Raw genomic sequence first — 25869 nt, 5'->3', positions numbered from 1 at the left:
TGGGAAAGAAAACAGCTAGTTCTCCGGCGGTTTCTGGGTTTTGGAGGACCCCGAAGAGTCATTGCCCCGCAGAGGACTGTGCGTTTCTTTCGTCGGTTTCACAGCCGGAATCATACCGGTCGTGAGCTTCACCGTCGCGTTGCGGTGCGCCTTCAACGCATCAATCTGGGCACGTTTAGAAACGCCGGACTCATTCTCAGCCGTCTGTGACCTAAAAGCCCGCTTAATGGCTGCAGCCCACAGCGGGAACAGCAGAACCGTGAGGGCACCACCTGCCACCAGAAGCGATGCGGTAGAGCTCTCCAGCAGTCCCGAGCTCGTGGCGATACTCGTGACCGCCACAATAATAGGCAGACCCGCCGCTGAATACAGCGCCAACTCAACCTTCTCGCTCATTGACTGCAGTCCCGAACCCGTGTTCGTGAACCGCTCCGCAATAAACACCGGCACCCCGCGCACCAGCAGAATACCGATAACCACCATCGCCAGCAGCAGAGGCGAAGACGCCACCACAGAGGGGTTAATCCCCATACCGCTGACCACGAAAAACAGCGGAATCATGAACGTAAACCCGACCGTCTCTAACCGTGCCGTGATCATGTGAAGTGCGCCCACCGGGGTGAGCGAACGCATAATAATACCTGCAGCGAAGGCGCCGAGCACCGCATCCAGCCCGAAAAGCGCCGTAAACATGATGAGGGTAGCCAGCAGAAACATAGCAAGACGCAGCACGAGCTGACTGGTTGTGTTAGTTTCTACCGCCATAATCTGGCGCAGGCCGGGCACTTTCTGCAGAAGACGATGCGGAATAATCGCCGTCACCACAGCAATCGCCATGAACCCCAGCAGAATCAGAATCGCCAAACCCGGCGAGTACGAGGAGAGCAGCAGCGACATCGCAAAAATCGGGAAAAGCTCGCCAACGGCACCATGCACCAGCACCGCATTACCCACCCGAGTACCCGCTGCACCATGGGATTTGAGCATGGGCAGCAGCGTGCCCAGAGCCGTGGAACTCAGCGCAATACCCACCGCAATATAGGTGTTAAAACCCTTGGCGAAACCGGTGATGAGCGCCGCCCCCAGCACGCCCAGTGCAAAGCAAACGAACCAGGTTGCGATCGCGCTTTTACCCTGGCGGTTACGCAGCGAATCGACGTTAATCTCAAACCCGGCAATCAGAAAGAGCATGCCTAAACCCAGCTCTTTCAGCAGCGGAATGCCGCCGTCGCTGCCGGATGCCAGCCCCAGCGCGTTCGGGCCAATGAGCACACCGCAGATCAGCAGGAACACCACATCAGGGATGCGCTTGCCCGTTAGCCGCGACATGATGGGCGAAAGCAGCGCCGCTAAGGTCACCCAAAAAATCGAGACATACTGCGCGGTACCCTCAACCCCGGACGCCTCGTGCGGACCCGCAGCAAGAATATGCGTGTGCGCGGCGGCGAGGGGCTGGGCAAGCTGAGAAACATCCAGAACGTTCATAGTGAAGAAAGCATACCTTAGATACTTCGGGTTATTCACATAGGAGGCGGCTTCAAGGAGGTCGGGCGTAAGTACAGCGGGCGAGGAAATCTACTCCAGCTGCCTAAGGTATCACATGACGTTCCGAAGTTAGCGGATAATCCGCACACAACAATCCGGTATCTTGCACCCACCCTGCACATCTGCGCCCTGAGCTGGGGCAAAACATTTTGACATCACGTGATGCGGCATACCCTCAACACGAACCATCACAGCATCAGGCGCCGCTAGAAACCGCCCGCAGAACACGGTACCGTAGAATGCACCACCACAGGCACGAGCGAGCAGGAGATGCATGCTACCGGAAACCAACACCCGGCGAGATACCGGGTTAGACAGCGCTCGCGCTTTTGCGCTTCTGCTCATGCTCATTCCTGTGAGCGTAAGTCTTAATCTGGTGCCCGGCAAACATATGAGCTGGCTTTCACAGGTGCTTCCACAGGCGTTGAACTTGTTTACCGTAATTCTGGGAGCGGCTGCATATTTATACTCTCGCAAGGTGGCTTTTCCGCAGTTTTTTGCGAGCAGCATCGTGCGTTTTCTGGCGTTCTGCGTGCTCGGCTGGATTCTCGCCCAACTTCCACACAGCACCTTTGCGGATCAGGCTTTTTCCGGGTGGAAAGACTTCCCCATCCGTTTCGATATGCTTCTGCCCCTAGCTGTGCTGACCCTGCTGAGCATCGGGCTGGTGTACATGCCGTTTTGGGTGCAGCTTGCCGTGACCGTGCTCGCCAGCCCCGCCGTGCCGTTCACTTACGAGCGGCTGAGCGTGGGCGGGTGGACTGCCGACGACTGGCTGCATCGCACAATCCCAGCAATCGTGAACGAGAGCGCGGGAACCATGTTTCAGGATGGATTCAAACTCATTTGGCTTATGGGCTTGGGCATGGTGCTGTGGCGAGGATACGAAAAACTCGGCGCACGCCTGGGCACACCGGTGGCGCTGGGTTCTCTTGCCGTGAGCATCTACCTGTGGGTGTATCCGCATGCCCAACTGGGACCGCTCACGTGGCCGATCATACTCACCATCGTGGGAGTGGCGGGAACCATCTGCACCTGGGGCGAATTTGCGCGGCTCAGCGCCGGAAAAGGCGTGCTGGAACCGTTCGCGCGGCTGGGCCGAATGTCGCTGAGCGCATCCATTGTGATGCTGGGGCTGGCATTCTACGGCGGCGGGCGGCTCGTGACGATGGTCGCCGGTGAAGGTTATCGCGCCCCGCAGCAGGGGAGCGTCTATAGTTATGCGCTCTGGTTCGGGTTCTTGCTTGTATGGTGGGTGCTGGCGATGATGCTGTGCACTCTGTGGGAGAAAATTCAGCAGCGCGGCCCCCTCGAAATGGCGCTCGCCCTCATGAGTGGGCGGGGTTAGCCCGGCGAAGTGACGAATATGCTAGCACGCACGGTTTCTCTTCGATACTCTGGTGCCTACTGAAGAACACGTGAGAGAGGAATAAGTCCGTGACGTACTTTGCGTACAGGGTGGTGGGGAAGACTGAATATAACGGATTCGATGTCCCCCAGACTCCGCAGTCTTTCGCCGACGATACCGAGCAGCGCCTCACTGATCCCGACTTTTTGGAGGGTGACAAACGCTTCGCCCTGGTGGTGTGGGCTCTGCCTGAAGGCGTGAACCATGTTGATGACGTTCCCCAGGATTCGGTGGCGCACGGCAACTATATACAGTGTGCCGGTTCCACGCGTGCGATGACGGTGGAAATTAGGGTGACTGCCGAAGATGGTTCGTACGAACAGTACACGGTGGCCCGCAAACCTGTGACCGACCCCGATGCGTGGACAGCCATCACATGGGTTGGTAACCGTATGCCCGTTCAGGTGCACCCTGAAGAGGTTTTCACGGGTGAGCAGGCGGCGTCTATCTTCCGCGCCTACATTGAGGACGGCGTGATTCCGCCGCGCGAACTGCTGCGTACATTGGATATTTAGACTTTCGACTCGGCCCAGTGGGTGATCCGAGCAGAAGGTATATACAGCAAACCCCCTGAAGATTACTCTCAGGGGGTTTAGGGTTGGTCGGGATGACAGGATTTGAACCTGCGACCTCGTCGTCCCGAACGACGCGCGCTACCAAGCTGCGCCACATCCCGGTGTTAACCTGTCGGACAACCCGCAGGCAACTCATCAATAATAGCCGAAGAACCCGGGGAAAGCAACACGAATAAGCCCTCTCAAAAACCTGTAAACCCTGAGTTTCCAGGGGAGTAAGCACGGTGTCTTGTGCGTGTGCTTCCACATCCTGCGTGACACAGCATAGACGTGGAAGCACACGCAACACCGGAGAGAAACGCTTAACGTTTCCCGCAGCGGCTGTACAAGATTACTCGCCTAAATTTTGGCGAAGCGGAACACAAATGCGGCAGTCGCTTCACGAGTAACAGGCTCATGCGGGCGGAAAGTGCCGTCGGGCCAGCCGGTTGTGATCTTCTGAGCCTTAAACCACGCGATTTCGCGGTAGAACGGGTTCGCCGAGGTCACATCCGTAAAGGGATCCTGAGCCGGTGCCGCATCGTCGTTCATATTAGCGGCACGGTAGAAGAACGCCGCCAGAGCCTCACGAGTAACGGAATCGTGCGGGCGGAAGGTGCCATCCGACCAGCCGGTCGTGATGTGCTGCTGGTGCATCCACACGATCTCCTTGTAGAAGGGATCGCTCGGAGCAACGTCGGTGAACGGCGACTGCTTGGGCAGAACAACATCGGGTGAGCCAGCCATACGGTAGAAGTATGCGGCAATTGCGGCGCGCTCAATATTCTGGGACGGGCGGAAAGTGCCATCGGGCCAACCCATCGAAATACCGGTCTCTCCCAGCCAGGTGATCTCCTGATAGAACATATGGGTCTGGGGAACATCCTTGAAGACCACCGCCGCTGGCTTTTCGCTCGGCGCGGGTGCGGGAGCCTCCGGAGACGGGCCGTCACTCGGAGCCGGTGCGACTACAGGTGCCGCAGGGGTCGGGTCTACCGAGAGCCCGGGGTTCGTAGCAGCTGCCGGTGCGCTGGGGGCTGCGGATGCGCTCGGCGCAGGATCCGCCGCCTTCGCAGTTTCCGCAAAAGCAGGCTGAGCGGCAAAGGTCAGACCAAGAGCAAGAGTGAGTGCAGAAGCGGTGCCCTGAGCCAGAAACTTCCTCGCATCATTGCGTGACATATTTTCCTCCATGAGGTTATAAGGGTTTAAGTGAATGAGTATCTGCACGCTCTACGAAGCGGCAAGACACCTTTATCATCCACAAAAAACTTTGCCGTGTCTACTCAGGCGGTTACAGCTAAGAACTATGACGTTTAGGGCTCTCATGCACGTATCACAATAGGTAAACGTGCACATAAGAGTTTATGTGCTGGGGGAGCTTGAATCCTGCCGCGCATCCTCCCACGAGGTGTACATTGCGGCAAACTCGCCACCGGCGGCAATCAGCTCCTGCGGTGAACCATCCTCAACAATAGACCCCGCAGAAACAACCAGCACCCGGTCCGCACTCAGCACGGTCGAAAGACGATGCGCAATCACCACGGCGGTACGCCCCGCCAACAGGGCATTCAGCGCACGCTGCACCGCACGCTCGCTGGGAATATCCAAGGATGCGGTAGCCTCATCCAAAATCAGTACCCGCGGATTTGCCAAGAAAACGCGGGCAAAAGACACAAGCTGCCGCTGCCCGGTTGATAGGTTCACACCGCCGCGCCCGAGCATTGTGCCGTACCCCTGCGGGAGGGTCTGAATAAACTCATCCGCGCCGACAGCCTGCGCCGCCCGGCGCACCTGGTCGTCGGTCGCCTGCGGGTTGCCCAAACGAATATTCTCGGCAATCGAGGTTGAGAACAGAAAGACTTCCTGGGTGAGCATAACGACGTTTCGGCGCAGCTCCTGATCGGTCAGGGAACGCACATCCACGCCATCGAGAAGCACCCTGCCGGTATCAACGTCATAGAAACGGGCAAATAATTTGGCAATCGTAGACTTCCCGGCACCGGTTTCACCCACAAGCGCCACCGTCTGCCCCGGTGCAATCCTCAGCGACGTAGGCATGAGCGCGTGCTGACCCGCAGTGTAACCGAATGCGGCATCCTCAAGAACGATCTCACCCAGCGGGGCTGCCTCTACCGAACTCTCGGTGCCCACCGGCGTGGCGGGGGACTGCGGCAGGCTTACCGGATGCTGCGGGTCTTGAATCTGCGGTTTCTCGGCTAAGAACCCGGAAACCTTCTCCAACGCCGAAAACGCCGACTGGAGTACGTTATAAAACTCGGAGAGCGTCATAATCGGCTCAAACACCCGGTTCGCATAAATAATGAGCGCAAGCAGGGTGCCCACCTGCATGGTGCCGCCGAGTACCGCATACCCACCAATCACAAGCGCCGCCGCCACAAAAATATTGCCCAGCAGAATCAGCACGGGGGAGTAGATGCCGAAGAGCTTGATGGAATCCATGACCGCAACCCGGTACCGTTCGGCGTTGCGGGCGTACGATGCGCGCGCATCCGCCTCTGCGCCGAAACCCTTGATGGCTCGAATACCGGTGTAGGTTTCAACAAAACGGCTTGTCAGCTGGGCAGATTCGTTACGCATGGCACGGAATGCGGTCTCTGAGCGGGTGCGGAACCAGCGGGTTATCAGCCAGATGGGGATCGTCATAGCCACCAGAAGCAGCCCGATGCGCCAGTCCAACAGGAAAATGGCGATTACCGAGAACGCAATCCCCAGCAGGGTTGTGGCAAGCTGACTGATACCGCTGTCTAAGAAGGTGCGGATCGTATCAATATCGCTTGTCAGCCGCGAAATTACGCGGCCCGACGTATATGACTCGTGGAACGAGACGCTCAGCGACTGCGAATGCTGGAACACGCGCGTGCGCAGGCTCAACAGCACACCCAGCGAAACCTTCACCGTATACACCACATTCACCCAGGTCAGGGTGCCGTTAGCGAGCACGGTCGCCCCAAAAAGCACTACGAAGAATATAAGCGGGGCGCTGTCGCCGCGGGTGAGCGGTTCAATCGCGGTATCGAGCACGCGCGCAATCAGCCAGGGCTGCACGGCGGATGCGATCGCCCCGAGTATTACCGCCGCTACCGAAATCGCCAGGGACAGCCGATGCGGGCGCAAAATCTCGCGCAGTAGACGATACGAACGTTCCCGAGCCTGCCGCCGTTCTTCGGGGGTCAGGTTCGTGCGTTCGTCAGAATTCGGCACGAGACGCGTGGGCATTAATCCTCGTCCTGCAAACTCATCAGGCGGCGGTACTGTGGCAGCTTCATAAGCTCGGTGTGGGTGCCTTGGGCGGTAATACGGCCATCCTCCAGCAGCAGCACCCGGTCGGCAAGCGCCACCGTTGAAGGACGATGTGCAGTCAGCAAGGTGGTAGCCCCGCCCAGTCCTTCGTGCCCGGTGCGCAGCGCCTCAATAATCTTCTCTTCCGTATGAACGTCCAGCGCCGAGAACGGATCATCAAGCAGCAGCACGCTCGGGCGAACCGCCAGGGCACGCGCCAAAGAAAGCCGCTGCCGCTGACCGCCCGAGAGGCTCAGCCCCTCTTCGCCAATAATGGTATTGACCCCTTCGGGAAGGTCGTCCACGAAATCGCAGGCTGCGATCGTGAGGGCGGCGCGCACACGCTGATCCGCCTCCTCAGAAGAGCTAAGATCGTGCACCCCTAACAGGATATTCTCACGCACCGACCCCGAGAACAGCACGGCTTCCTCAAAAACAGAGGCCATTTGCGCGCGTACCTCGGGCAGCGGCATATCGGCGGCATCGCGACCGCCCAGCAGAATCTTTCCTGACGAGGGCTCATAGAACCGCGGAATCAGGTTGAGAATTGTCGATTTTCCGCTGCCGGTAGCCCCCACGAGCGCCAAAATCTCGCCTGCAAAAGCCTTAAACGTAATATCGTGAAGTACCGACGGAGTTTTGGAGGTTGCAGCCTTCTGCTGCGCACGCGCAAACTCGCGTTCCTGCTCTGTAGGCTCGGGGCTTGGCTCCTGCATATCAGCCTGTAACTCCGGGAACGCCGCAGGATCGGGGTCTGCCTCCTGCGCGGAACCGGCACTGTCCTGGTGATCCTGCGAGTCTTTGGCGAAACCTAGAATCTTCGCCAGAAAACCGCCCAAACCGCTCTGCTCGGCGTGATCCGTTGAAGCCTCATCCTGCCCGGAATGCTCCTCAGAAACATCAGCCGTGCGCGCTTGATTCTCAGCGGAATCTTCGTGCGCGCGTGCCTCCGCATCAGAATCGGTGGCATCTACGGCGCTCGCCTGCTCGGCATAGCTAAAGCTCACCGCCTCACACGCCACAGAAATTGCGCCACCCGAAGGATAGGCCACGGTCTCCTCCTCAACTAGTCGTACCTGTTCATCGCCGGGGTCCGCCATCACCTCAACGTGACGCTCAAACGCCACCCGGTAATTCAAATACGATGCCATCAGTGCGGTCGAACGGAGCACATGCCCCAACACCACCGTCAGCACCGCAAAATAGGCAGTCATCGCACCCAAAGAAAGACTACCCGATGCCACCTGCGGCGCGCCCACCAGTAGGGCGAGCATCGTCACCGCCCCCACAATCACGCGCTGATAAAATCCCACGCGCGCCACCAACATGGCACGGCGATGCTCCACCTCATTCAAATGTTCGGCATCGCGGGTGTACTCGGTAATCTGCTCGGGGGAGCGACCCAGCGCTTTCACCACCCGAATACCGCGCACAGACTCCTCAATGCGGGTCGAAAGATCGCTGGTGAGCCGCTGAATCTCGCGGGTATAAGCCTCATATTTGCGCACATAGCTGATGAATGACAGCACCAGCACCGGAATGGCCACTACAAAAATAACCGCAAGCGGGGCGGATGCGGTCACCATAAAATACCCGCCCGTTACGAACATGACCACAACCGAGGTCATCTGCACCAGCGCAAACGAAAGCCACCGGCGAATCGTGCTCAAATCGCTCATGGAACGGGTGAGCAGCTGCCCGGAAGACCACCGGTCAAGAACGCTCAGCGGCGCCCGCAAAATCCGGTCAAAAAAGTTCATGCGCATGCGGATTTCAAGCGTGGAGGTAGGATCCACGATCAGCCACCGCCGCCAATACGCCAACGATGCGTTCCCCACACCAATCAAAAGTACTAGTCCGCCGCCAATCCAGACGCCCGCCTCGGTTGTATTCTGCACAAGCTCATCGACAATGAACCGAAGCATCTGCGGAATAGAAATTTCGAGAATCGCCGCGCCAATAGCGACCAGCATGCCGATAGCCCAGCGCCACCGAATCGGGGCAATATACGGCAGGAATTTGAGGGGCGCGCGCTCGCCCGCATCGTAATTCACGGGCGCGGGAATAGGCTCCGGGGCGGTTTCCAGGAAGGGATTGCGTCGTCGAGAAGTGCCAAGGGCGTGTGTGCGGGTCGTGCTCGATTCCTCCTGCTTAGATGCGGTTCAACGTTTCTGCATGACGTGAGCGTTAGTGCTCTTAATTATAGAGGGGCACTCCGGATGCACCCGCTGCGGTTCTGCGCTGAGCGTCCCGTTCTTATCGGTGAGCTTAACGTTTCCCCTTCCCTAACCCGCGCTTTTATCTGCTTACGAGAGGCTCACGGCCATAGCCTAGGCGTAATAGGTGTTCAGATGCGCCAGGTAATCGTCCGCGCTGTCTGCCACCTGCTGGGCGGCGGCTTCATCGTAGCTCTCATAGGTGTCGATGGTGTGGAACGCGAAGAGAGGCTGATAATCGGCGCTGATATAGTTGGCCGTCAGCTCGAAAGGGCGCAGGGTTTCGGCGACGGTATACCCGACGGAACCTTCCGCACTGTACTCTGGGGCGGGAGCGCCCAGCGAGACGGCAATGCCGAGTTTCTTATTCTCGAATGCCTTACCCTTTGAGCCATAGGCCCACCCGTATGTCAGCACCTCGTCGCACCACTGTTTCAGAAGCGGTGGGCAGTTAAACCAGTACACCGGGAACTGAAGCACAATGTTCTGGTGCTCTTCCACGAGAGCCTGCTCGCGCTCTACATCAATCACGCCGTCGGGGTACTCGCTGTACAGCTCATGCACGGTAAACCGATCTGGATGCTGGCGCAGCATGTGAACCCAGGTTTTGCTGACCATAGAATCATGGATACTAGGATGCGTGACAATCACAAGGGTTTTCATGGTATTCCTTTCCGTTCGACTTGAGAAAATACCATGGTATCTATGCCGTTTGGCTCTGACAATACCTCAGAGGACCCTTTCGGCTAACGGCTATAAAGCGATGTCTCGCAAGGAGGTGCGCTGCTGACCGTGCGCATCAAAATTCTTCGGATCCAGCCATTGCAGCAACCGGTGTTTACGCTGCTCCCACTCAGTATCTAGCATTGAATACCACGCCGTATCGCGGTTGCGGCCTTTATATACGACGGCTTGGCGGAACGTTCCCTCATAGGTGAAGCCCAGACGCTCGGCTGCGCGGCGTGAAGGCTCATTCAGCGCATCGCATTTCCACTCGTAGCGGCGATAGCGCAGCGTCTCAAACACGTATTGCGCCAGAAGGTACTGCACCTCCGTGGCGGCGCGAGTGCGTTTTAGACGTTCGCCATACGTCACGCTGCCCACCTCAATAACACGGTGGGCGGGGTTGATGCGCATGAGCGCTAAAGTGCCAACCGCACGCCCATCCTGATCTATCACAGCCAGATAGTAAGGATCCGTGGATTCCTCCATGCGCTTGAGGAGGGTCTCTAACTCTGCTCGGTCAGCAACAGGGTTCAAGGATAAATAGGTAAAACTCTGTTCGGGAGCTTCAGGGCCGTAGACCTCGTACAGGTCGTTGCCGTGGCGTTCTGCATCAAGTTTTTCGAGGCGGCAGTAGCGCCCTTGTAGAGAGTCAATGCTGGGAGTATCGCCCGCGCGGTAGTCGGGCAGGGCATCGCCGATAGGTTGCTGGTAGTCGTTATATCGCATGGGCCTTTCCAATGCATTGCAGTAGTAGGGAAGAGTGCCTTCCGGTATTTACTCTACACGCGAGCAGGTAGCATTTGACCGAGCAGGTAAGAAAATACTACCTGCTTGGCCAAAAACCACCTGCTCGCGGAATATAAAGGGGAAGAAAACCTACCCGTCCTTTGCCGTGAGGGTGACGAGCACCGCCTCCGGGGGACAGAAGAGGCGCACCGGCGCGAACCGTGAGGTCCCCAGCCCCGCCGAAACCTGCACCGGAACATTGCCCTGATAGCTCACACCCTTCGCACGCGAAGGCGGCAAATCGCAGTTACTCACGAGAGCCCGACCGCCCGGCAGACATACCTGCCCGCCGTGCGTGTGACCGGCAAGAATAAGTTCGGCACCATCCTGCACAAATCTGTGCAGAGTGCGCATATACGGTGCATGGGCAACGCCCACACGAATACTCGGCACGTCCGAAGGCTCAAACGCTTGCGGTGAGAACCCTGGATGCGCATCGTAACGCAGATGCGGATCATCCACCCCCGAAAATTCCAGGCGCAGCCTGCTCAGCGTGATGCCGTCGTACCGGTTAATAAGCCCCGTCCATCCTCGCGACTCAAAAGCGTTATGCATACGCTCAATCGGAAGCGGCATACGCGACCCTTCCTCAATCTCCTGAGGCGTGCGCGCCTGCCACAGATACCGTGCAGGATTTTTCAGCACCGGGGCAAAATAGCAGTTCGAGCCAGGCACGAAAACCCCCGGAAAATCCAGGAGAGGGTCAAGTGCCTCCAAGAGAGGGTCAAGCCCACCCACATGCGAGAGGTTATCGCCCGTATTCACCACCAAATCCGGGTTCAATCCCGCCAGCGAATGCATGAACTCAGTCTTCGCCCGCTGCCCCGGAATCATATGCATATCCGAAATATGTAGAATCCTAAAGTTTGGCGACCCCACTGGAAGCACCGCGAGAGTTTCCTCGCGCACCTGAAAATTATTTAATTCGACGAATCGCCCATACGCCGCCGTGGCGGCTCCCAAAGCAAGCCCTGCAGCCGCAAACTTCACCATACCCTGTGTGAAGTGCGAACCACGTGCCGCTTCAGAAGCCGCCACGGATGCGCGGGCACCGGATGCGTTCTCACACATCGTGTGCCTTTCTTCAGTACACCCTTTTAGTTACCGTTGACGTTTGTTGACGTCACCGATGCCGGGGGCTCAGTAAACTTCTCGGTGTTGTACTTCGGTGCCATGGCCTGCATGAACTGCTGCCACTGGGCACCCGCATAGGTCGCACCGTCCACGTACTCCAGCACGCGACCGTTAATCGCAATACCGTTCATCGAGCGGTAACCCAAGTCGTTACTGCCCACCCACGAAGCAGTTGCCAGGCCGCGGGTGTAACCGACCATCCAGGTCTGCGAGGAGTTATCGTTCGTACCGGTCTTCGCAGCGGAAGCATCCGGCAGACCGATAGCGCGCTTAGGCGCTGAACCTCCGGAGGCAAGCACGCCCTTGAGCACGTAGCTCACACCGTTAGCAATATCCGGGCTGATCGCCTGTTCACACTTAGACTCGTAAGTCTTCATGGGCGAACCGTCACTCTTAGTAATCTTCTCAAGTGGGCGCGGCTCACAGTACTTACCTTCGCTCGCGAAAGTTGCGTATGCGCTCGCCATGGTCAGCGGGGTAGCACCGTACCTGGTACCACCAATGTTGGCACTGAGCAGACCCGGATCGTACAGCTGCTGACCCAGACCGTCGTGCAGGTGCAGCTTATTCGCCATATCGCTGATATCGCAGAGGTCGAGCTTACTGACCATCGAATACAGGTAGGAGTTAGCCGAAACGCGAATACCGTAGGCAACCGTACCCCAGCTCTGGTATCCCTGAACTGCGTTCTTGAAGGACCAGCCGTTAGCGGAGTCGCGGTAGTAGTACTTACCGCCCTCCACACAGCGGGCGTTCCACCCAAAGTTGCTTGGGTAGGATAGGGCCGTACCATCGATTTGGGCGTTCACACCTCGACCAGAGTTAATCCACTGGGACAGCACCACGGGCTTGAAGGTTGAGCCCGGCTGGAATCCGGGGGTGCCGCCATAGAGCGAATCTACGTTGAAGTTGAACTGGGTTTGCGAGTGGTCATTCGCATCCTTGGGTTTACCCCATTCGGCGTTCTGAGCCATCGCCACCACGCGACCGCTGCCAGGCTCCACACTGGTCAAAGCGGCGTTCACGTTGTTGGTGTTGGTGGAACCAGGCTGAACAGCCTCCACAGACTGTTTAGCGATCTTCTGCGCTTCGGGGTTTAGGGTACTCACAAGCTTAAAACCGCCGCGGTTGAGCAGGTTCAAACGTTCCTCGGGAGTTGCCCCGAAAGATTCGTCGAGCGCAACATAGTTCACCACGTAGTTACAGAAGAATGAGCTTTCGCCCGCAACAGAGCAGCCCTTCTCAGGCGGATGAACATTGAGCTTAATAGGCGATGCAATGGCTTCATCGTATTCTTGCTGTGAAATCTTACCGTCACGAAGCATGGTGCCAAGCACCACATCGCGGCGTTCACGCGCCAGATCGGGGTGGGTTGTTGGGTCATAGGTGTTCGGTGACTGCACCAGACCCGCGAGAAGGGCCGATTGGGCTACCGAAAGATCCTTCGCGGAAATACCCCAGTAGTATTGGGCCGCCGCCTCAACACCGTAGTTGGTGCCGCCCAAGTTCACGATGTTCAGATAGCCCTCAAGAATCTCGTCTTTAGACTTGTTCTGCTCCATCGAGATAGCGAGCTTCATCTCTTTGATCTTATCGAGATACCCTTTATTCCCGCCCAGGGTTGTGGGGTCTGCGCCGCGCTGCACATCGGAATCAACGATCAGGTTGTTCACGTACTGCTGCGTGAGTGTCGATGCACCCTGGCGCTTCTTCGGGTTCAGGAAGTTATTCGCGAACGCACGACCAATGCCGATAGCTGATACGGCGCCGTGGTTGTAGAAGTCGCGGTCTTCCACCGAGATAATGGCATTACGCATATGCGGTGACATCTGATCGAGCTTAACCTCTGTGCGGTTTTCCTCGAAGAAGGTCGCAAGCTCGGTCTTACCATCAGAGGCGTACAGGGTCGATGGGCGTGAGAAAGGACCTTCTGAAATATCTTCCGGAAGATCCTGGAACCACGCCATTGAGGCATTAGCGACCATGCCAACACCTACCGCCGGGGGTACCACGATAATTGCTACCAAGAACCCGGCAATGATACTGAACGCCACAAACTGCAAAAAGTCACTGGGGCGACGCCGTTGCGCGCGCGATTTTTTTCGTGAAGCCATTCATTCAGTTTAGCGGATACACCTGAGAACGCATCCCTCAAAAGGGTTAAACTCTAGGTTTAACTTGCCGGTTTCCCGTCTTCGCGGGCAACGCGCCGGATGCGCATCCTTGGTTGTATCGTGAAAACACCGCGTCTATGCCCCGAAAATCCGCGGTATCTCGCGGGTTATGTACTCTGTGCGGGGCTGACCGGCGTACCCGGTGCACGAGGTGACCGTTCGGCGTCACGTTCTGCCCCTTTGTTACGCCTAGAGCGTTGAACCTGCAATAGAGCGCAATAGCCTTGTTCGAGCCGGGGAACAGGACTACCCTAGAGCTATGAAGAAATGGGAATATTTGACTGTGCCGTTGATCGTGCACACCACCAAGGCAATCCTTGATAACTACGGTGAGGAAGGGTGGGAACTCGTTGCGGTTCTGCCTGGCGCACCCGCACCCAGCGGACCGAACCCCGCAGGCAACATGGTGGCACCCACCCAGGGTAACCCCATTGCCTACCTCAAACGCGAGAAAGTCGAAGGCTAAACCCTTGCACCACGCCCGGTAACCTGAATCCTCCGGTTGCCGGGTTTAGCGTCCCTTTTGCGATATGCTTCTACACAACACTACATATATGCGGCGCACGTGCCACCAACCACATCCCTGGAGAACCCCATGACTGAATCCCGTTACGAACTGAGCATTCGTGAACTCGGCTACCAACTTCCCGAAGTCGCAGCCCCTGTCGCCGCCTATGTACCCGCCGTGGTGAGCGGAAACTATGTGTATACCTCCGGGCAGCTTCCGTTCGTCAGCGGTCAGCTGCCCGCCACCGGTAAAGTCTCGGATTCGGGTGACTCAACATTCGTGACCCCTCAGGACGCCAAGAAGTACGCCGCCATTGCAGTGCTGAATGCGCTTGCCGCTGTGAAGTCCGTTATCGGCGACCTTGACCGGGTGAAGAAGGTCGTGAAAGTTGTGGGGTTCGTGGCATCTGACCCGGAATTTACCGGTCAGCCCGGCGTGATCAACGGCGCCTCTGAGCTGTTAGGTGAGATCTTTGGTGAGGCTGGTACGCATGCCCGCTCGGCGGTCGGTGTTCCGGTGCTTCCGCTGGACTCTCCCGTTGAGGTTGAAATCATCGTCGAGTACGTCTAATATTCTCAGGATCATGACTACGACACCTTCTCAGAAGCTGTACACCGGAGTAGTTCCGGTGGTTGGTGAAGAACGGAAGCCGCGCATCTTTACCGGGCGGTCTTCTGCACCTGCCGCACGTACCGAGCAGATTCAGCGTCTTTATAAAATCCCGGAGTTTATGCGCACCGCCGCCGAAACCTGGGCATCCGAGGGCGGTGAGGATGCTGGGGCATGCTCGCTCCGCCAAGCAGCGTCAGTCATCTTTGTGCGTGACGGCGAAGACGGTCTTGAAACCATTCTGACCTACCGTCCGGGGTCCTCACCCTTGGGCGTTGTCGCTTTTCCGGGCGGTACCGTGACCCCCGGCGACGACGACGCAACCCCCTGGTATGGTCCGACCCCCGACGAATGGTCTGCCAAGTTCAAATTCAAAAACGTAACCTGCGCGCGCCGCACCGTGATAGCTGCTATTCGCGAGTCCTTTGAAGAGACCGGTCTGCTTCTTGCCGGTGAGGACGGGCAGAACGTCGCCGAGAGCGGCGCGGGTGAAGAACAGATGAGTCAGCGTGAGGCAATCGCCGATCAAGACAAGAGCTTCGGGCAGTTCCTAACCTCAAGCGGGCTGAAACTGCGTACAGACCTGTTGCGCCCGGTATCGCGCTGGCAGTCGCCAGACTTCTTCCATAAACGCTACGATATCGCCTATTTCACCACGGTTGTTCCTGTGGGGCAGAACGCCAAGCTGCTGGAAGGCAAGGGTGTGTGGGGCAGTTGGGTGAATGTGCGCACGCTCATGGAGAGTAGGGATACCTCGGAACTGGGGGACCGTATCGGGCAGCCGAATACGGTGGGTAAGACCCTTGAGGAACTGGTGACTCCCGCCGTGATGTGCATGCTTGAGTCGCTCGCCGCCTCAGAAACCGGGGTATCGTGGCTGGCAAAGCGTCGTACTGTTGAGGTGAAGAAGCCCGTGCTCGTGAAGAATGACGGCGCGTGTATGCTTTCGTTTACTGAAGTTGTGCCGGTGTCATCTAAAACAGGAACGCTTGGCACAGTCGGTCCACTCAAGTCGGCCTCTGTTGCCACCTCATAAGACTTGGAAGGTCGGATTTTCCGCATTGTGTGGAGAATCCGGCCTTTGTTGTAGGCAGATAGTCACAGCGAAAGGAAAATCTCATGATTCGCAAAATTCAGTACAACGCCTACGGCGATCCCAGCGTCCTAGAAATGGTTGAGTCAGACGAGCCTACACCGGGCGAAGGTGAAGTCCGTGTGACGGTCAAAGCGGTTGGACTGAACCCCATAGATCTGAAAACTTTTGAGGGGTATAAGCCGCTTCGTGTCGCAGAGACGAGCAACCGTTTGCGTCACCCGTCCTGGTGGTTTGGCCGCGGTCCCGCACGTTTTCCGAAGGGTGTGGGGCGTGACTTCTCTGGTGTGATAGATGCCCTCGGCCCCGGTGTGAACAATGTTGCTGTGGGCGATACGGTACTGGGAACCCTGCGCAGCACTCCCGGCTCCGGCGTGACGAAAGGCTCACTGGCTGAGAAACTGGTGACTTCTGCCCAGAATATTGTTGCGAAACCTGAGAACCTGAACTTTGAGGTTGCCGCAGCCTTGGGTGTCGCCGGGGAGAGCGCATGCGGGGCGTTCCGTGCAATCGATCTGAAACCCGAGGACGTGCTGGTTATCAGTGCCGCATCCGGCGGTGTGGGAGCCGTGGCGGTTCAGCTTGCGGTGCATCGGGGAGCAACAGTTATCGGTATCGCATCGGAGAAAAACGCGGAGTTTGTGCGCTCTCTAGGGGCTATTCCGGTTGCATACGGTGACGGTTTGAAAGAACGTATTCTCAAGGCAGCACCGACCCCAGTTACGAAAATGCTTGACTGCTACGGTGGTGACTACATTCCGTTAGGGGCAGAGCTCGGACTGAAAGGGTCCGCGATGGGCACGCTGATTCCTACACCGAAGGCGATGATAAAAGGCGCGCAGTTTACGGGGGCGCGGCATGCGCAACCCGGTGACCTGAAAGAAGTCGCCGATCTGGTGGCATCGGGAGATATTGACGTGACCTTAGCGCATGTGTACCCGTTCAAGCTTGAATCCATCCGTGACGGCTATAAGGAACTGGGCACGGGGCATGTGCGCGGTAAACTTGTGGTCACTATTCCCTAACAAAAGTCGAAAACTATGAAAATTTTAGTATCTGGTGCTACCGGAAACGTGGGTCATTTGGTCGTGGAACAGGCGCTTGCGCGTGGTCATGAGGTAGTTGCACTTGCCCGAAACCCGCAGAACCTTCAGCTTGAACACCCGAACCTAACTACAGGCGCTGTAGATATTCTTGATGCTCAGGTCCTCAAACCCTGGCTTCAAGGCGTAGATGCGGTCATTAGTACCGTGGGGATTGGCACCTCGAAAACGCCGACAACCCTTTACTCTGCCGGGACAAAGAATCTTCTGGACGCTATGCAGGAGCACGGGGTATCACGTTTGGTTGTGATCTCTTCGGAGGTCGCCGAACATTGGGCTCATCAAGGGCTCTTCAAGCTATGGGTGGTATTGCCGCTGCTACAACACTTTTTGGGTGCAACCTACGATGATATGCGGCGTATGGATGTGGTGTTGTGGGAAAGTACCGCGCAGTGGACGGCGGTGCGTGCCCCTCGCATTCAGCCGATGAAAGCTAAAGGTTCCTATCGATTAGATGCCCACAAGCCGCTTCGACGCGGCTGGATGATTACCCCGGCGGATATGGCTACTGCGTTGCTCGATATTGCCGAACGTGAGGACCTGAACCGGCAGCACGTCTATGTTGCTAATTAAGAGATACCTCGCGAAGAACCGTCTGGGCACGCATGAAGTCCTAAGAACCTTTGCCTTCGTAGGATGTTCCGCACTCGCTTTACAAGGCGACCAGTCTCACCGGATTGCGCTTCGCTTCATCCTATGAGACAGCCTTAGGCGCTCGCTGCGGACACCCTACCGAGGCACGGAGGTTCGTGCTTGATGAGGACGCATCGTAAGCGATTCAGGGTGGATCGCCTCCAGGCGAGACGGGTTCCCTGTCAAGCGAATGATGCGTACCTCACCAAACTAATACACCGGGGGGTGAGTCCTGCGCGTGCAGCCCGTTTCTGCTAAAGAAAACTATGGTGCAAAGGCAGAGCACGCAAAAACCGCATCCGAAATCGTTGAATAACACGATGTATCGGATGCGGTTTTCTGTAAAGACTTTGTGCGCTGTCAGAGAGCTTAGCGCGAGCGTTGGCGCAGTCGCGGCAAATCGAGAATCACGACTGCGCGAGCCTCTAGGCGAATCCAACCGCGGGAAACGAACTCTGCCAGTGCCTTATTAACGGTCTCGCGGGATGCACCGACAAGCTGTGCCAGCTCTTCCTGGGTGAGTTCGTGGGCAACGAGGATGCCGTCGGTTGCGGGGCGCCCGAAGCGGTCTGCAAGGTCGAGGAGAGCCTTGGCGAGGCGACCGGGGACGTCGGAGAAGACGAGGTCTGCCAGCGCTTCGTTGGAATGGCGCAGGCGGCGTGCTAGGGTCTTGATAACCTGGTCGGAGATGCTGGGGTCCTGTCGCTGTGCACGTTTGAAGGATTCGTGCTTAATAGCGGCCAGGCGTGTTTCGGAGACCGCTACGGCGTTGGTGGAGCGGGGGGAGGGGTCGAAGAGCGCCATCTCGCCGAAGACGTCACCGGGTCCCATGAGTGCAACCATGTTTTCGCGCCCATCTGCGGCGGTGCGCCCGAGCTTGACCTTGCCGGAGAGCACAGCAAAGAGCTGGTCGCCCTGATCGCCCTCGTAGAAGAGCACGGCGTTGCGGGACAAATCAATTTCTTGGATATCGTCTGTAAGCAGCTTGAACGCGGCGTCATCGAGAGTCGCGAAAAGCGGGGAACGACGAAGGATATCGAGATCCATAGTTACTCCTTGAGTGGGATAGCGGGCGATTCTTTCGCTCGAAAATCTGTGCGTCACACGGTCGCATCTGCGAGACGGATACGATGTGAACCGCATCGCTGGTGTGTGACATATTCAACTAATACTAATACTGAGCGTACCTCATATTTTTTATTTCCGCATCTAAAAAACAACATCCAGGAGGAAAAGTTTTCTGCGCTTACGGGGAAAACTTAAGAAATTCACAGCTTCGCACTCTAGCATCAGCATGTACAGTGTGAGAGGGCGTTGAGCAGCGCACGAACTCTTCGACTTCTCTCATGCTCAGGCGTGCCTTCCGGACGCGCCGTGCGGATTCACCGCATTTTATGTATTCACCAAGGAGGACGCTCATGTCAGCAACTTTTAGCCCCCTTGACATTATTATTCCTGTCATTCTCGTGCTTTATTTCATCGCCGGTCTGCGCAGTGGCTTCTTCACCACGCTAGGCACCTTTATTGGTCTTGCTCTAGGCGTATGCGCCGCCGCGTGGCTCATCCCGCTTGCCGTTGCGGCTGTGGGATCTAAATGGGGGCTGATTACCGCTATCGGTATCCTGATTCTCTGCCTAACGCTGGGGCAGTGGTTGGGACTCATTGGAGGCCGCAGCCTGCGCCGCGTCACAGATATAACCCCGCTTAAAGGCGTGGAACGTTTCTTTGGCGGCGTGCTCAATGTTGCCGCCTGCGCGCTTGTGCTCGTGGTTTTGACGCTCACGATGCGCACCGTACCCCTGCCGCAGTTCAACGCCGCGTTGAACAACTCAAAGACCCTCTCATGGATGGTCGAGAACACCCCGGATGGTCTGCGCAACGGTATCGAAAATATTCGTAATGATGTGCTCGCATCCGGCACTATTCCCGAGGTGCGCCAGCTGATTGCCCCAGAAACTAGCGCACCAACCCAGGGCGTAGAGACGGAGGCGCTCAATAACGCATCTGCCTCTGTTGTGCAGATTCTTGGCGCCGCCGAACAGTGCGGATACACTTCAACCGGTTCCGGGTTCGTGGTGGATCATGGGCTTATCGCAACGAACGCACACGTGCTTTCGGGCGTGAACTCGCCTATGGTGAGGGATCAGCGCGGGCGCACCTGGCAGGGCGAGGTGGTCTATATGGATACCGCCCAGGATCTTGCCTTTATCCGCGTGCCCGGGATGAACCTGGATCCGCTGCCGATCGGCAGGAACGCTAATCCTGGCGAGACCGTAACCTTCATGGGTTACCCCCAGGGTGGACCGTTCAAGGCGCTCCCTGCGACCGTGCAGGGTGTGGGCAATACCCAGACCATTGACGTAGAGACCGGTAAGCCTAACCCGATGCGCCAGGTCTACCAGCTTGCCGCAGATGTGCAGCACGGTAACTCCGGCGGTCCTGTTCTTGACGAGAACGGTAACGTTGTGGGTGTGGTCTTCGGTAAAGCTCCTGACGGTGAAAGCAGCACGGGGCAGACCGGTTATGCGATAACCGCATCTACTCTGAAGCAGGCGCTTGAGGCTGGCGGCAGCAACACCGCTTCCGTGGCGACCGGAACCTGCAAGAACTAATTGCTGTAACACGATAAACGCATGATGTTATCGCTGGGTAACCGTGCGATGACAACCAAGATATAAGGTGCCTCACGTATCCTTACCATTGGATGCGTGAGGCACCTTTGTGTGCCCGCCTCACCGCTCGACGCTGAGGCTCTACGACGAACCTTTTCGGTTCTACTCCGACTCTAGATGCTGTGCCAATACGTCACCTGTTTGTGGGTGTCTGATCCTCCGCCCACTGAGCGACCGTGGGCCCAAGTAACTCTGCATTCTTGGGGGCAAGCAGAACACCCTCAGCGAGCGCATCTAAGACAGGATCTACAACGCTGACTTCTCGACGATCACCTATGGCGTGCAGGTAGGTTTGGGTCAGTTCTGGAAGCCAGATTTGCTCGGGTCCAGCGATCTGCCGGTTGCGCGGGCTTTCGGTCGCAGTTTGAACGAGTACCTTTGCCACAGTCTCCACAGCGATGGGTTGAATCAGCCAGTTTTGAACCTTCACGTTGGTCTCGGTCTGTGTGACGGCTGCAGGGTTAAGAGCAAACTCCATCCACTGCGCAGAACGGACGATGGAGTGCGGAAGGGAACTGTCCTCTAAAACCTTCTCCTGCGCTCGCTTGGCGAGATAGTAGTCAAAATCGTCAAATGCGGGGTGGTCAATATTGCAGATGGAAAGGTGAACCAGATGCTGTACCCCAGCATGCTGGCAGGCTTTCTCCAGGGTTTTGGTAACGTCTGAAAAAGTATCAACCAGGCTGGCCGCGGGGTCTGCAGGAAAAGCATTGGACGTGTCAATGACCACCTGGGTGCCGTTCAGAGCCTCAGCTAGTCCTTCTCCGGTATGCAGATCGATGCCTGTGGCACGAGAGAGAGCAATGACCTCGTGACCTGCTTGCTGGGCGGCGTGAGCGGTGGCGCGACCAGCTGTTCCGGTGGCACCTACAAGAGCGATCTTCATGTGTCCTCCTTAAGAAGTCTTTCAGGGGTGGGTACACCTTCCCGCTGTGGAATCGAAAAATGCGGGTTGGTTAATCGTAGCTACCCCTAGAACAGAACGTAACCCATCTGGGTGCTTCAATTAACGCAGAAATCTACTCCGACTCTAGATGCTGCGCCAAGAAATCTACCGCCATCACGTACCCGTAGGCGCCTGCCCCGGCGATCACCGCTGTTGCCTGCGGGGACACATACGAATGATGCCTAAACTCCTCGCGTCGGTGCACATTCGAGAGGTGAACCTCGACGACGGGCAGCTCGGCAGCCTCCAGCGCATCGTGAAGCGCCACCGACGTGTGCGTGTACGCCGCCGGGTTGATAATAATCGCCGCGCCACGGGTGCGTGCACGCTGAATCTCATCCACCAACACACCCTCATGATTGGACTGCATAAACTCAATATCGAAGCCGTGCAGGGCGGCGCGCTCGCGCACCATCAGTTCAATATCGTGCAGGGTTGTGTACCCGTACACCTCGGGGCGACGCTGCCCCAGCAGATTCAGATTAGGGCCGTTCAGAACAAAAATCGTTGCAGACATACCCCTAGTGTGGCATATTTACCCGCTCAAAAGCGGCAGAAACTGTGCGGTAACGGCGAACTTCGGTACCCCTAGCTGGGAAAAGCAGACAAAAAACGGTAGGCTCGCGCTATGAGCGCATCCGCACCGAAAAGCACCACCGACACAGCCCCAGAGCTACAGCTCACCGAAGAAGAACGTGAACTGCTAAGCATCCGCACCGTGCCCGAGTTTGAGGCGGCACAAGCGGCACGCCGCCGCGCGAAAGCACTCGCCAAAGCCCCCGAAAGCCACCTTGCCACCGTGCGCCGAGCCCGCAAAATCAACCGCATCCTGGGCGAAACTTACCCCTACGCCGTGGCTGAACTCGACTTCACGAACGCCTTTGAACTGCTGATCGCCACGGTGCTCTCGGCGCAAACCACCGATGTGCGCGTCAATCAGGTAACCCCGGCGCTCTTCGCCCGCTACCCGGATGCGCCCGCCCTCGCCGCCGCCACCGAAGAAGAAGTCGAACCCTATATTCAATCCCTCGGGTTCTACCGCGCCAAAGCGAAATCTATCGTCAAACTCGCCCGCCAGCTCACCGACGACTACGACGGAGAAGTGCCCGGAACACTCGATAAACTGGTGAAACTGGCAGGAGTCGGGCGCAAAACCGCAAACGTGGTACTCGGTAACGCTTTCGGGGTACCCGGGCTGACCGTCGATACCCATTTCGGCAGGCTCGCGCGGCGCATGGGATTCACCACCGAAGACGATCCCGTCAAAGTCGAACACGACGTTGCCGAGCTTATCGAACCGCGCGAATGGACCGACTTCTCACACCGCATGGTCTACCACGGGCGGCGTATCTGCCACGCCCGCAAACCCGCCAGCGGAGTCTGCCCCATCGCCGACCTGTGCCCATCCTGGGGTGAAGGCGAGACGGACGAAACCAAAGCGCGTAAACTCATGAAATATGAAATGGCACCCGGTCGTGAACGCCTGCACCTGCGCTTCCTCACCGGTGCCACACGCCGCCAACTGCACGCCGAAGGATACCCGCTGAGTGCCTAACACCCTGAACACCGCCGCCGAACAAGCCCGCGATGCACTCGCGAACCTTGCCGCAGGAAAACTCGATTTCAAGATAGAATCCCTCATGCGGTACGCACCCACCAGTACCCTCTCCAAAGAGGCGGCAGTGCTCGTTCTCTTCGGAGTACTCGATGATGAACCGAGCGCATCCGCAGACTTTGACGGATGCCCGGACTGCGTGGGAGAGAACCTGGACGTTCTGCTTTTGGTGCGGGCGGATACTCTGCGCTCACACGCCGGGCAGCCTGCATTCCCGGGCGGCAAAATCGACCCCGAGGATTACGAACTGGCGCGCCAGCAGGGAGTTCCGGTAGGGCGCATCGCCGCCCTGCGCGAGGCCGTGGAAGAGACCGGGCTTGACCCTGCGGGTGTTGAAATTCTGGGGGAGCTGCCGACCCTGCCGCTTGCCGTGAGCGATTTCAGGGTGACCCCGGTGCTGGGGTGGTGGGCTTCACCCACGCGGGTTGGCGTGGTCGATACGAACGAGTCTGCCCTGATTGCGCGGGTGCCTGTGCGAGATTTGCTCAACCCCGCCAACCGGCATACGGCATATGTGAAGCGCGGGCGCATAACCCATAAAACCCCGGCGTTTGAGGTCGTGCACTCTGGCGGTGATGCGCGGGTCGAGTTCACCGTGTGGGGATTCACTGCGATCGTGCTCGATAAGATTTTTGATGCGCTCACCTGGACAGTACCGTGGGATGCTTCGGTACTTAAACCTGCGCCCGTATCTGGGTAAGCAGCCGTTGGCGGGTGTCTAAAGGCTCGCGGGAGGGAAGAGAAACGAGCGTAGGCGGCGTGGACCTATTTACCTTCGGCATAGTTGGTTGTGACCGTCACTGAGACCGGGAATTCCACCGGCACCGTCCCGAAAAGCAGGCGCGCCGCCTCTGCAGCAGACTCCCGCAGAATCCTCTCGACACGCTCCGCCTCAAGCTTGGGGCCGCACAGCAGCAGCTCATCGTGCAGAAAATAGACAATTTTGGTGCGCATAGGCATGCCGAAAACCGTCTCGGTCAGCAGACGCGAACGCACCCTGCCCATCCAGCACAGCGCCCATTCCGCAGCCGTTCCCTGCACCACAAAATTGCGGGTCATACGCCCGTAAGAGCGAGAAAGGGAGACAGCGCGCGACTCCGCCGCCGGGGTAGAACGGTCTGCGACCGTCCGTTTGAAACGTTCGTCTGGCGCGGGTGAGGTACGCCCCAAAAAGGTGGTGACCTGCCCGCCGACCTCGCCGATGCGCGCCGCACGTTCCGTAAACTCCATCGCACGCGGAAAAAGCTTGGCAACATGCGGCAGCAGCGCCCCAATCTCTCCGCTGCGCCCGCCGTACATAATGGCGAGAAGCCCCACCTTAGCCTGTGCGCGTTCGGTGAGCGCCACGCCCTCAAGCCGGGCGAGTTCGGCGATTCCCGCATACATATCGGTGCCGCGGCCCGCCGATGCCAGCGCCTCGTCGTGGCTGAGCGCCGCCAGGATGCGCGGCTCAATCTGCGAACCGTCAGAAACGAGAAAAACCTCGCCTTCGGGAGCTAGAATTGCCGAACGGATCTCGGCGGGAAGCTGCAGAGCCCCGCCACCGGATGCGCCCCACCGCCCGGTCGCGGCGCCTCCAACTTCAAGATGCGGGCGAAAACGACCGTTGCGCACCCAGGAATCCGCCCAAGACCACCCGTTCGCCGTAAAGATGCGGTACAGCTTCTTGTACCTGAGGATGGGCTCGATGAGCGCCCACCGCCGTTCCCGCTGCGTGGCAGTCTCCTCAGCCCAGCCCTTGAGCACATAGGAGCGGGTACTGGGTACGTTCACCCCGGCGGCGTGAAGCGCGCGTAAAAGTTCCTGCGGGGAATCCGGGTTCAGATGGGGCGCGAAAAGGTCGGCGCGAATCTGCTCGGCAAGCTCCATCAGCTTGGCGGGATGCTCGCCTTCAGGCGGGCGCGGGCCCAAAATCTCAGTCAAATGGGCATCATGCGCGGCGGTGTCAAAGGGAATTCCGTAGTATTCGATTTCTGCCGCGACCAGGGATCCTGCCGATTCCGCCGCCGCCAATAACCGCAGCCTTTCGGGATGCGCACCGGTGGCGATCGCCCGCAGCTGCGCGGTAAATTCGTCGAGATGCTGGTGCACCAGCTCGGTATCTGCCGATGTCAGTGTTGGGGGCGCCGCCTCATGACCAGATACAGTATTTTCTTCCGCCGCCGTCAAAAAGTCGTCCCCGAAAAGCTCGCCCTGACCAGCAATTTGGCGTGCGACGGGCAGCTTACCCGCAGGTTTTTCGACAGTATCCTGCGCCAGGTCGAGAACGGGGTCATAACGAACATGCCCGCTCGGGTGAGTGCTCGCGGTGCGCAGAATTCGCTGTACCAGGCGCATATCGTGGCATAGCTGAACCCGCACCCCTTTGCGCAGCAGAATAGGCGCAATCGTGCGGGTGTCAGCCCATATCCAGCGTGCGTGCGGTTGCTTCGACTCGGGGTTAATACGCGGGTCAGAGCGGCGTTCGACTTCGCGCACATAGGCGGGCAGATTCCCGGTACTCACGCGGTCGGCACGCAGAATATTGAGTTTCGTATGAGGCCCGGACAGCTGCGCCGGGGCAAGAGATTCGACGTGAAAAACTCCCCAAAAAGCGGGGGAGGAAGGGGAACCCAGCCCCGATGTTCCCGTGCCCGTGTGGGCACGCGCGGGATGCGCATCCAGCGGAATGACCGAACCGCTGGCGGGCGCATCGAGGGGAACAACGAGAATGTACACACTCCTATTATCGGTGAGAGAACCCCGAATATGCGAAGACGGTTAGGCATGAACCTGCATGTCGGGGCGAATTCGATGACAGTAATCTATGTCCAAACACGGCCGCGGCAGATATTCTAAGAAGATAGA

At 57.9% G+C, this 25869-nt stretch carries 22 protein-coding genes and 1 tRNA gene; 10 read left to right on the top strand and 13 right to left on the bottom strand.

Translation table 11 applies throughout. The annotated features are described in order from the left end of the window. Positions 1-15: 15 nt before the first annotated feature. Complete coding sequence (locus HMPREF0733_RS02325) at positions 16-1485, bottom strand: cation:proton antiporter (protein ID WP_013397779.1); 1470 nt, start codon at positions 1483-1485, stop codon at positions 16-18. Between the two features lie 334 nt (positions 1486-1819). Here HMPREF0733_RS02325 and HMPREF0733_RS02320 point away from each other — a divergent pair, with 334 nt between their 5' ends. Further along, positions 1820-2893, top strand: a complete 1074-nt coding sequence (locus tag HMPREF0733_RS02320) for a DUF418 domain-containing protein (protein ID WP_013397777.1) — start codon at positions 1820-1822, stop codon at positions 2891-2893. An 89-nt stretch (positions 2894-2982) separates the two neighbouring features. Beyond that, the gene (locus HMPREF0733_RS02315) at positions 2983-3468 is read left to right on the top strand and encodes a hypothetical protein (protein ID WP_013397776.1); all 486 of its coding nucleotides are present in this window, start codon (positions 2983-2985) and stop codon (positions 3466-3468) included. Between the two features lie 84 nt (positions 3469-3552). Here the strand turns inward: HMPREF0733_RS02315 and HMPREF0733_RS02310 are convergent. From HMPREF0733_RS02310 to HMPREF0733_RS02275, 8 genes are all read right to left on the bottom strand, one after another. Continuing rightward, positions 3553-3629: transfer RNA gene (locus HMPREF0733_RS02310), tRNA-Pro, on the bottom strand. Between the two features lie 238 nt (positions 3630-3867). Beyond that, positions 3868-4686: an S-layer homology domain-containing protein gene (locus HMPREF0733_RS02305; protein ID WP_244864790.1), complete on the bottom strand. Its 819-nt coding sequence runs from the start codon at positions 4684-4686 to the stop codon at positions 3868-3870. Positions 4687-4869: 183 nt separating this feature from the next. Continuing rightward, the gene (locus tag HMPREF0733_RS02300) at positions 4870-6744 is read right to left on the bottom strand and encodes an ABC transporter ATP-binding protein (protein ID WP_013397774.1); all 1875 of its coding nucleotides are present in this window, start codon (positions 6742-6744) and stop codon (positions 4870-4872) included. Next, on the bottom strand, positions 6744-8861 hold the full coding sequence (locus HMPREF0733_RS02295) for an ABC transporter transmembrane domain-containing protein (RefSeq protein WP_013397773.1): 2118 nt from the start codon (positions 8859-8861) through the stop codon (positions 6744-6746). Before HMPREF0733_RS02295 ends, HMPREF0733_RS02300 begins: the two co-directional genes overlap by 1 nt. 276 nt (positions 8862-9137) lie before the next feature. Then, positions 9138-9686 carry an NAD(P)H-dependent oxidoreductase gene (locus HMPREF0733_RS02290; protein ID WP_013397772.1) on the bottom strand — a complete coding sequence of 183 codons (549 nt, stop codon included), beginning with the start codon at positions 9684-9686 and terminating at the stop codon, positions 9138-9140. 90 nt (positions 9687-9776) lie between these two features. Beyond that, the gene (locus HMPREF0733_RS02285) at positions 9777-10475 is read right to left on the bottom strand and encodes a GNAT family N-acetyltransferase (RefSeq protein WP_013397771.1); all 699 of its coding nucleotides are present in this window, start codon (positions 10473-10475) and stop codon (positions 9777-9779) included. A gap of 150 nt (positions 10476-10625) precedes the next feature. Beyond that, complete coding sequence (locus tag HMPREF0733_RS02280) at positions 10626-11606, bottom strand: metallophosphoesterase (RefSeq protein WP_013397770.1); 981 nt, start codon at positions 11604-11606, stop codon at positions 10626-10628. 26 nt (positions 11607-11632) lie between these two features. Next, positions 11633-13783, bottom strand: a complete 2151-nt coding sequence (locus HMPREF0733_RS02275) for a transglycosylase domain-containing protein (protein ID WP_013397769.1) — start codon at positions 13781-13783, stop codon at positions 11633-11635. 319 nt (positions 13784-14102) lie between these two features. Between HMPREF0733_RS02275 and HMPREF0733_RS02270 the strand changes: the two genes are divergently transcribed. From HMPREF0733_RS02270 to HMPREF0733_RS02250, 5 genes are all read left to right on the top strand, one after another. After that, positions 14103-14309 carry a DUF4177 domain-containing protein gene (locus HMPREF0733_RS02270; protein ID WP_004005495.1) on the top strand — a complete coding sequence of 69 codons (207 nt, stop codon included), beginning with the start codon at positions 14103-14105 and terminating at the stop codon, positions 14307-14309. 129 nt (positions 14310-14438) lie between these two features. Then, entirely contained in the window at positions 14439-14921 is a 483-nt protein-coding gene (locus tag HMPREF0733_RS02265; RefSeq protein WP_013397767.1) for a RidA family protein, read from the top strand. Positions 14922-14934: 13 nt separating this feature from the next. Further along, entirely contained in the window at positions 14935-15996 is a 1062-nt protein-coding gene (locus HMPREF0733_RS02260) for an NUDIX hydrolase (protein WP_013397766.1), read from the top strand. Positions 15997-16079: 83 nt separating this feature from the next. Next, positions 16080-17078, top strand: a complete 999-nt coding sequence (locus HMPREF0733_RS02255) for an NADP-dependent oxidoreductase (RefSeq protein WP_013397765.1) — start codon at positions 16080-16082, stop codon at positions 17076-17078. 15 nt (positions 17079-17093) lie between these two features. Further along, positions 17094-17729: an NAD(P)-dependent oxidoreductase gene (locus HMPREF0733_RS02250; RefSeq protein ID WP_013397764.1), complete on the top strand. Its 636-nt coding sequence runs from the start codon at positions 17094-17096 to the stop codon at positions 17727-17729. 429 nt (positions 17730-18158) lie between these two features. On the opposite strand, the gene HMPREF0733_RS02245 is transcribed toward HMPREF0733_RS02250, so the two are convergent. Further along, positions 18159-18836: a Crp/Fnr family transcriptional regulator gene (locus HMPREF0733_RS02245; protein WP_004005489.1), complete on the bottom strand. Its 678-nt coding sequence runs from the start codon at positions 18834-18836 to the stop codon at positions 18159-18161. A gap of 371 nt (positions 18837-19207) precedes the next feature. Here HMPREF0733_RS02245 and HMPREF0733_RS02240 point away from each other — a divergent pair, with 371 nt between their 5' ends. Then, the gene (locus tag HMPREF0733_RS02240) at positions 19208-20401 is read left to right on the top strand and encodes a MarP family serine protease (protein WP_004005488.1); all 1194 of its coding nucleotides are present in this window, start codon (positions 19208-19210) and stop codon (positions 20399-20401) included. A gap of 193 nt (positions 20402-20594) precedes the next feature. Here HMPREF0733_RS02240 and HMPREF0733_RS02235 read toward each other — a convergent pair whose 3' ends face one another. Both HMPREF0733_RS02235 and aroQ read right to left on the bottom strand, forming a co-directional pair. Beyond that, on the bottom strand, positions 20595-21347 hold the full coding sequence (locus HMPREF0733_RS02235) for an SDR family oxidoreductase (RefSeq protein WP_013397763.1): 753 nt from the start codon (positions 21345-21347) through the stop codon (positions 20595-20597). 133 nt (positions 21348-21480) lie between these two features. Beyond that, positions 21481-21924, bottom strand: a complete 444-nt coding sequence (gene aroQ, locus HMPREF0733_RS02230; RefSeq protein ID WP_004005487.1) for a type II 3-dehydroquinate dehydratase — start codon at positions 21922-21924, stop codon at positions 21481-21483. A 111-nt stretch (positions 21925-22035) separates the two neighbouring features. Here aroQ and nth point away from each other — a divergent pair, with 111 nt between their 5' ends. After that, positions 22036-22962 carry an endonuclease III gene (gene nth, locus HMPREF0733_RS02225; protein WP_013397762.1) on the top strand — a complete coding sequence of 309 codons (927 nt, stop codon included), beginning with the start codon at positions 22036-22038 and terminating at the stop codon, positions 22960-22962. After that, a complete protein-coding gene (locus HMPREF0733_RS02220) occupies positions 22955-23722 on the top strand; it encodes an NUDIX hydrolase (RefSeq protein ID WP_013397761.1) in 768 nt (255 codons plus the stop codon). Before nth ends, HMPREF0733_RS02220 begins: the two co-directional genes overlap by 8 nt. Before the next feature lie 65 nt (positions 23723-23787). Here the strand turns inward: HMPREF0733_RS02220 and HMPREF0733_RS02215 are convergent, their stop codons facing one another. Then, complete coding sequence (locus HMPREF0733_RS02215) at positions 23788-25740, bottom strand: bifunctional 3'-5' exonuclease/DNA polymerase (protein WP_013397760.1); 1953 nt, start codon at positions 25738-25740, stop codon at positions 23788-23790. Between the last annotated feature and the right edge of the window lie 129 nt (positions 25741-25869).

The sequence above is a fragment of the Rothia dentocariosa ATCC 17931 genome (assembly GCF_000164695.2).
In the GTDB taxonomy this organism is placed as follows: Bacteria; Actinomycetota; Actinomycetes; order Actinomycetales; family Micrococcaceae; genus Rothia; species Rothia dentocariosa.
This window is presented reverse-complemented; position numbering and strand designations above follow the sequence as displayed.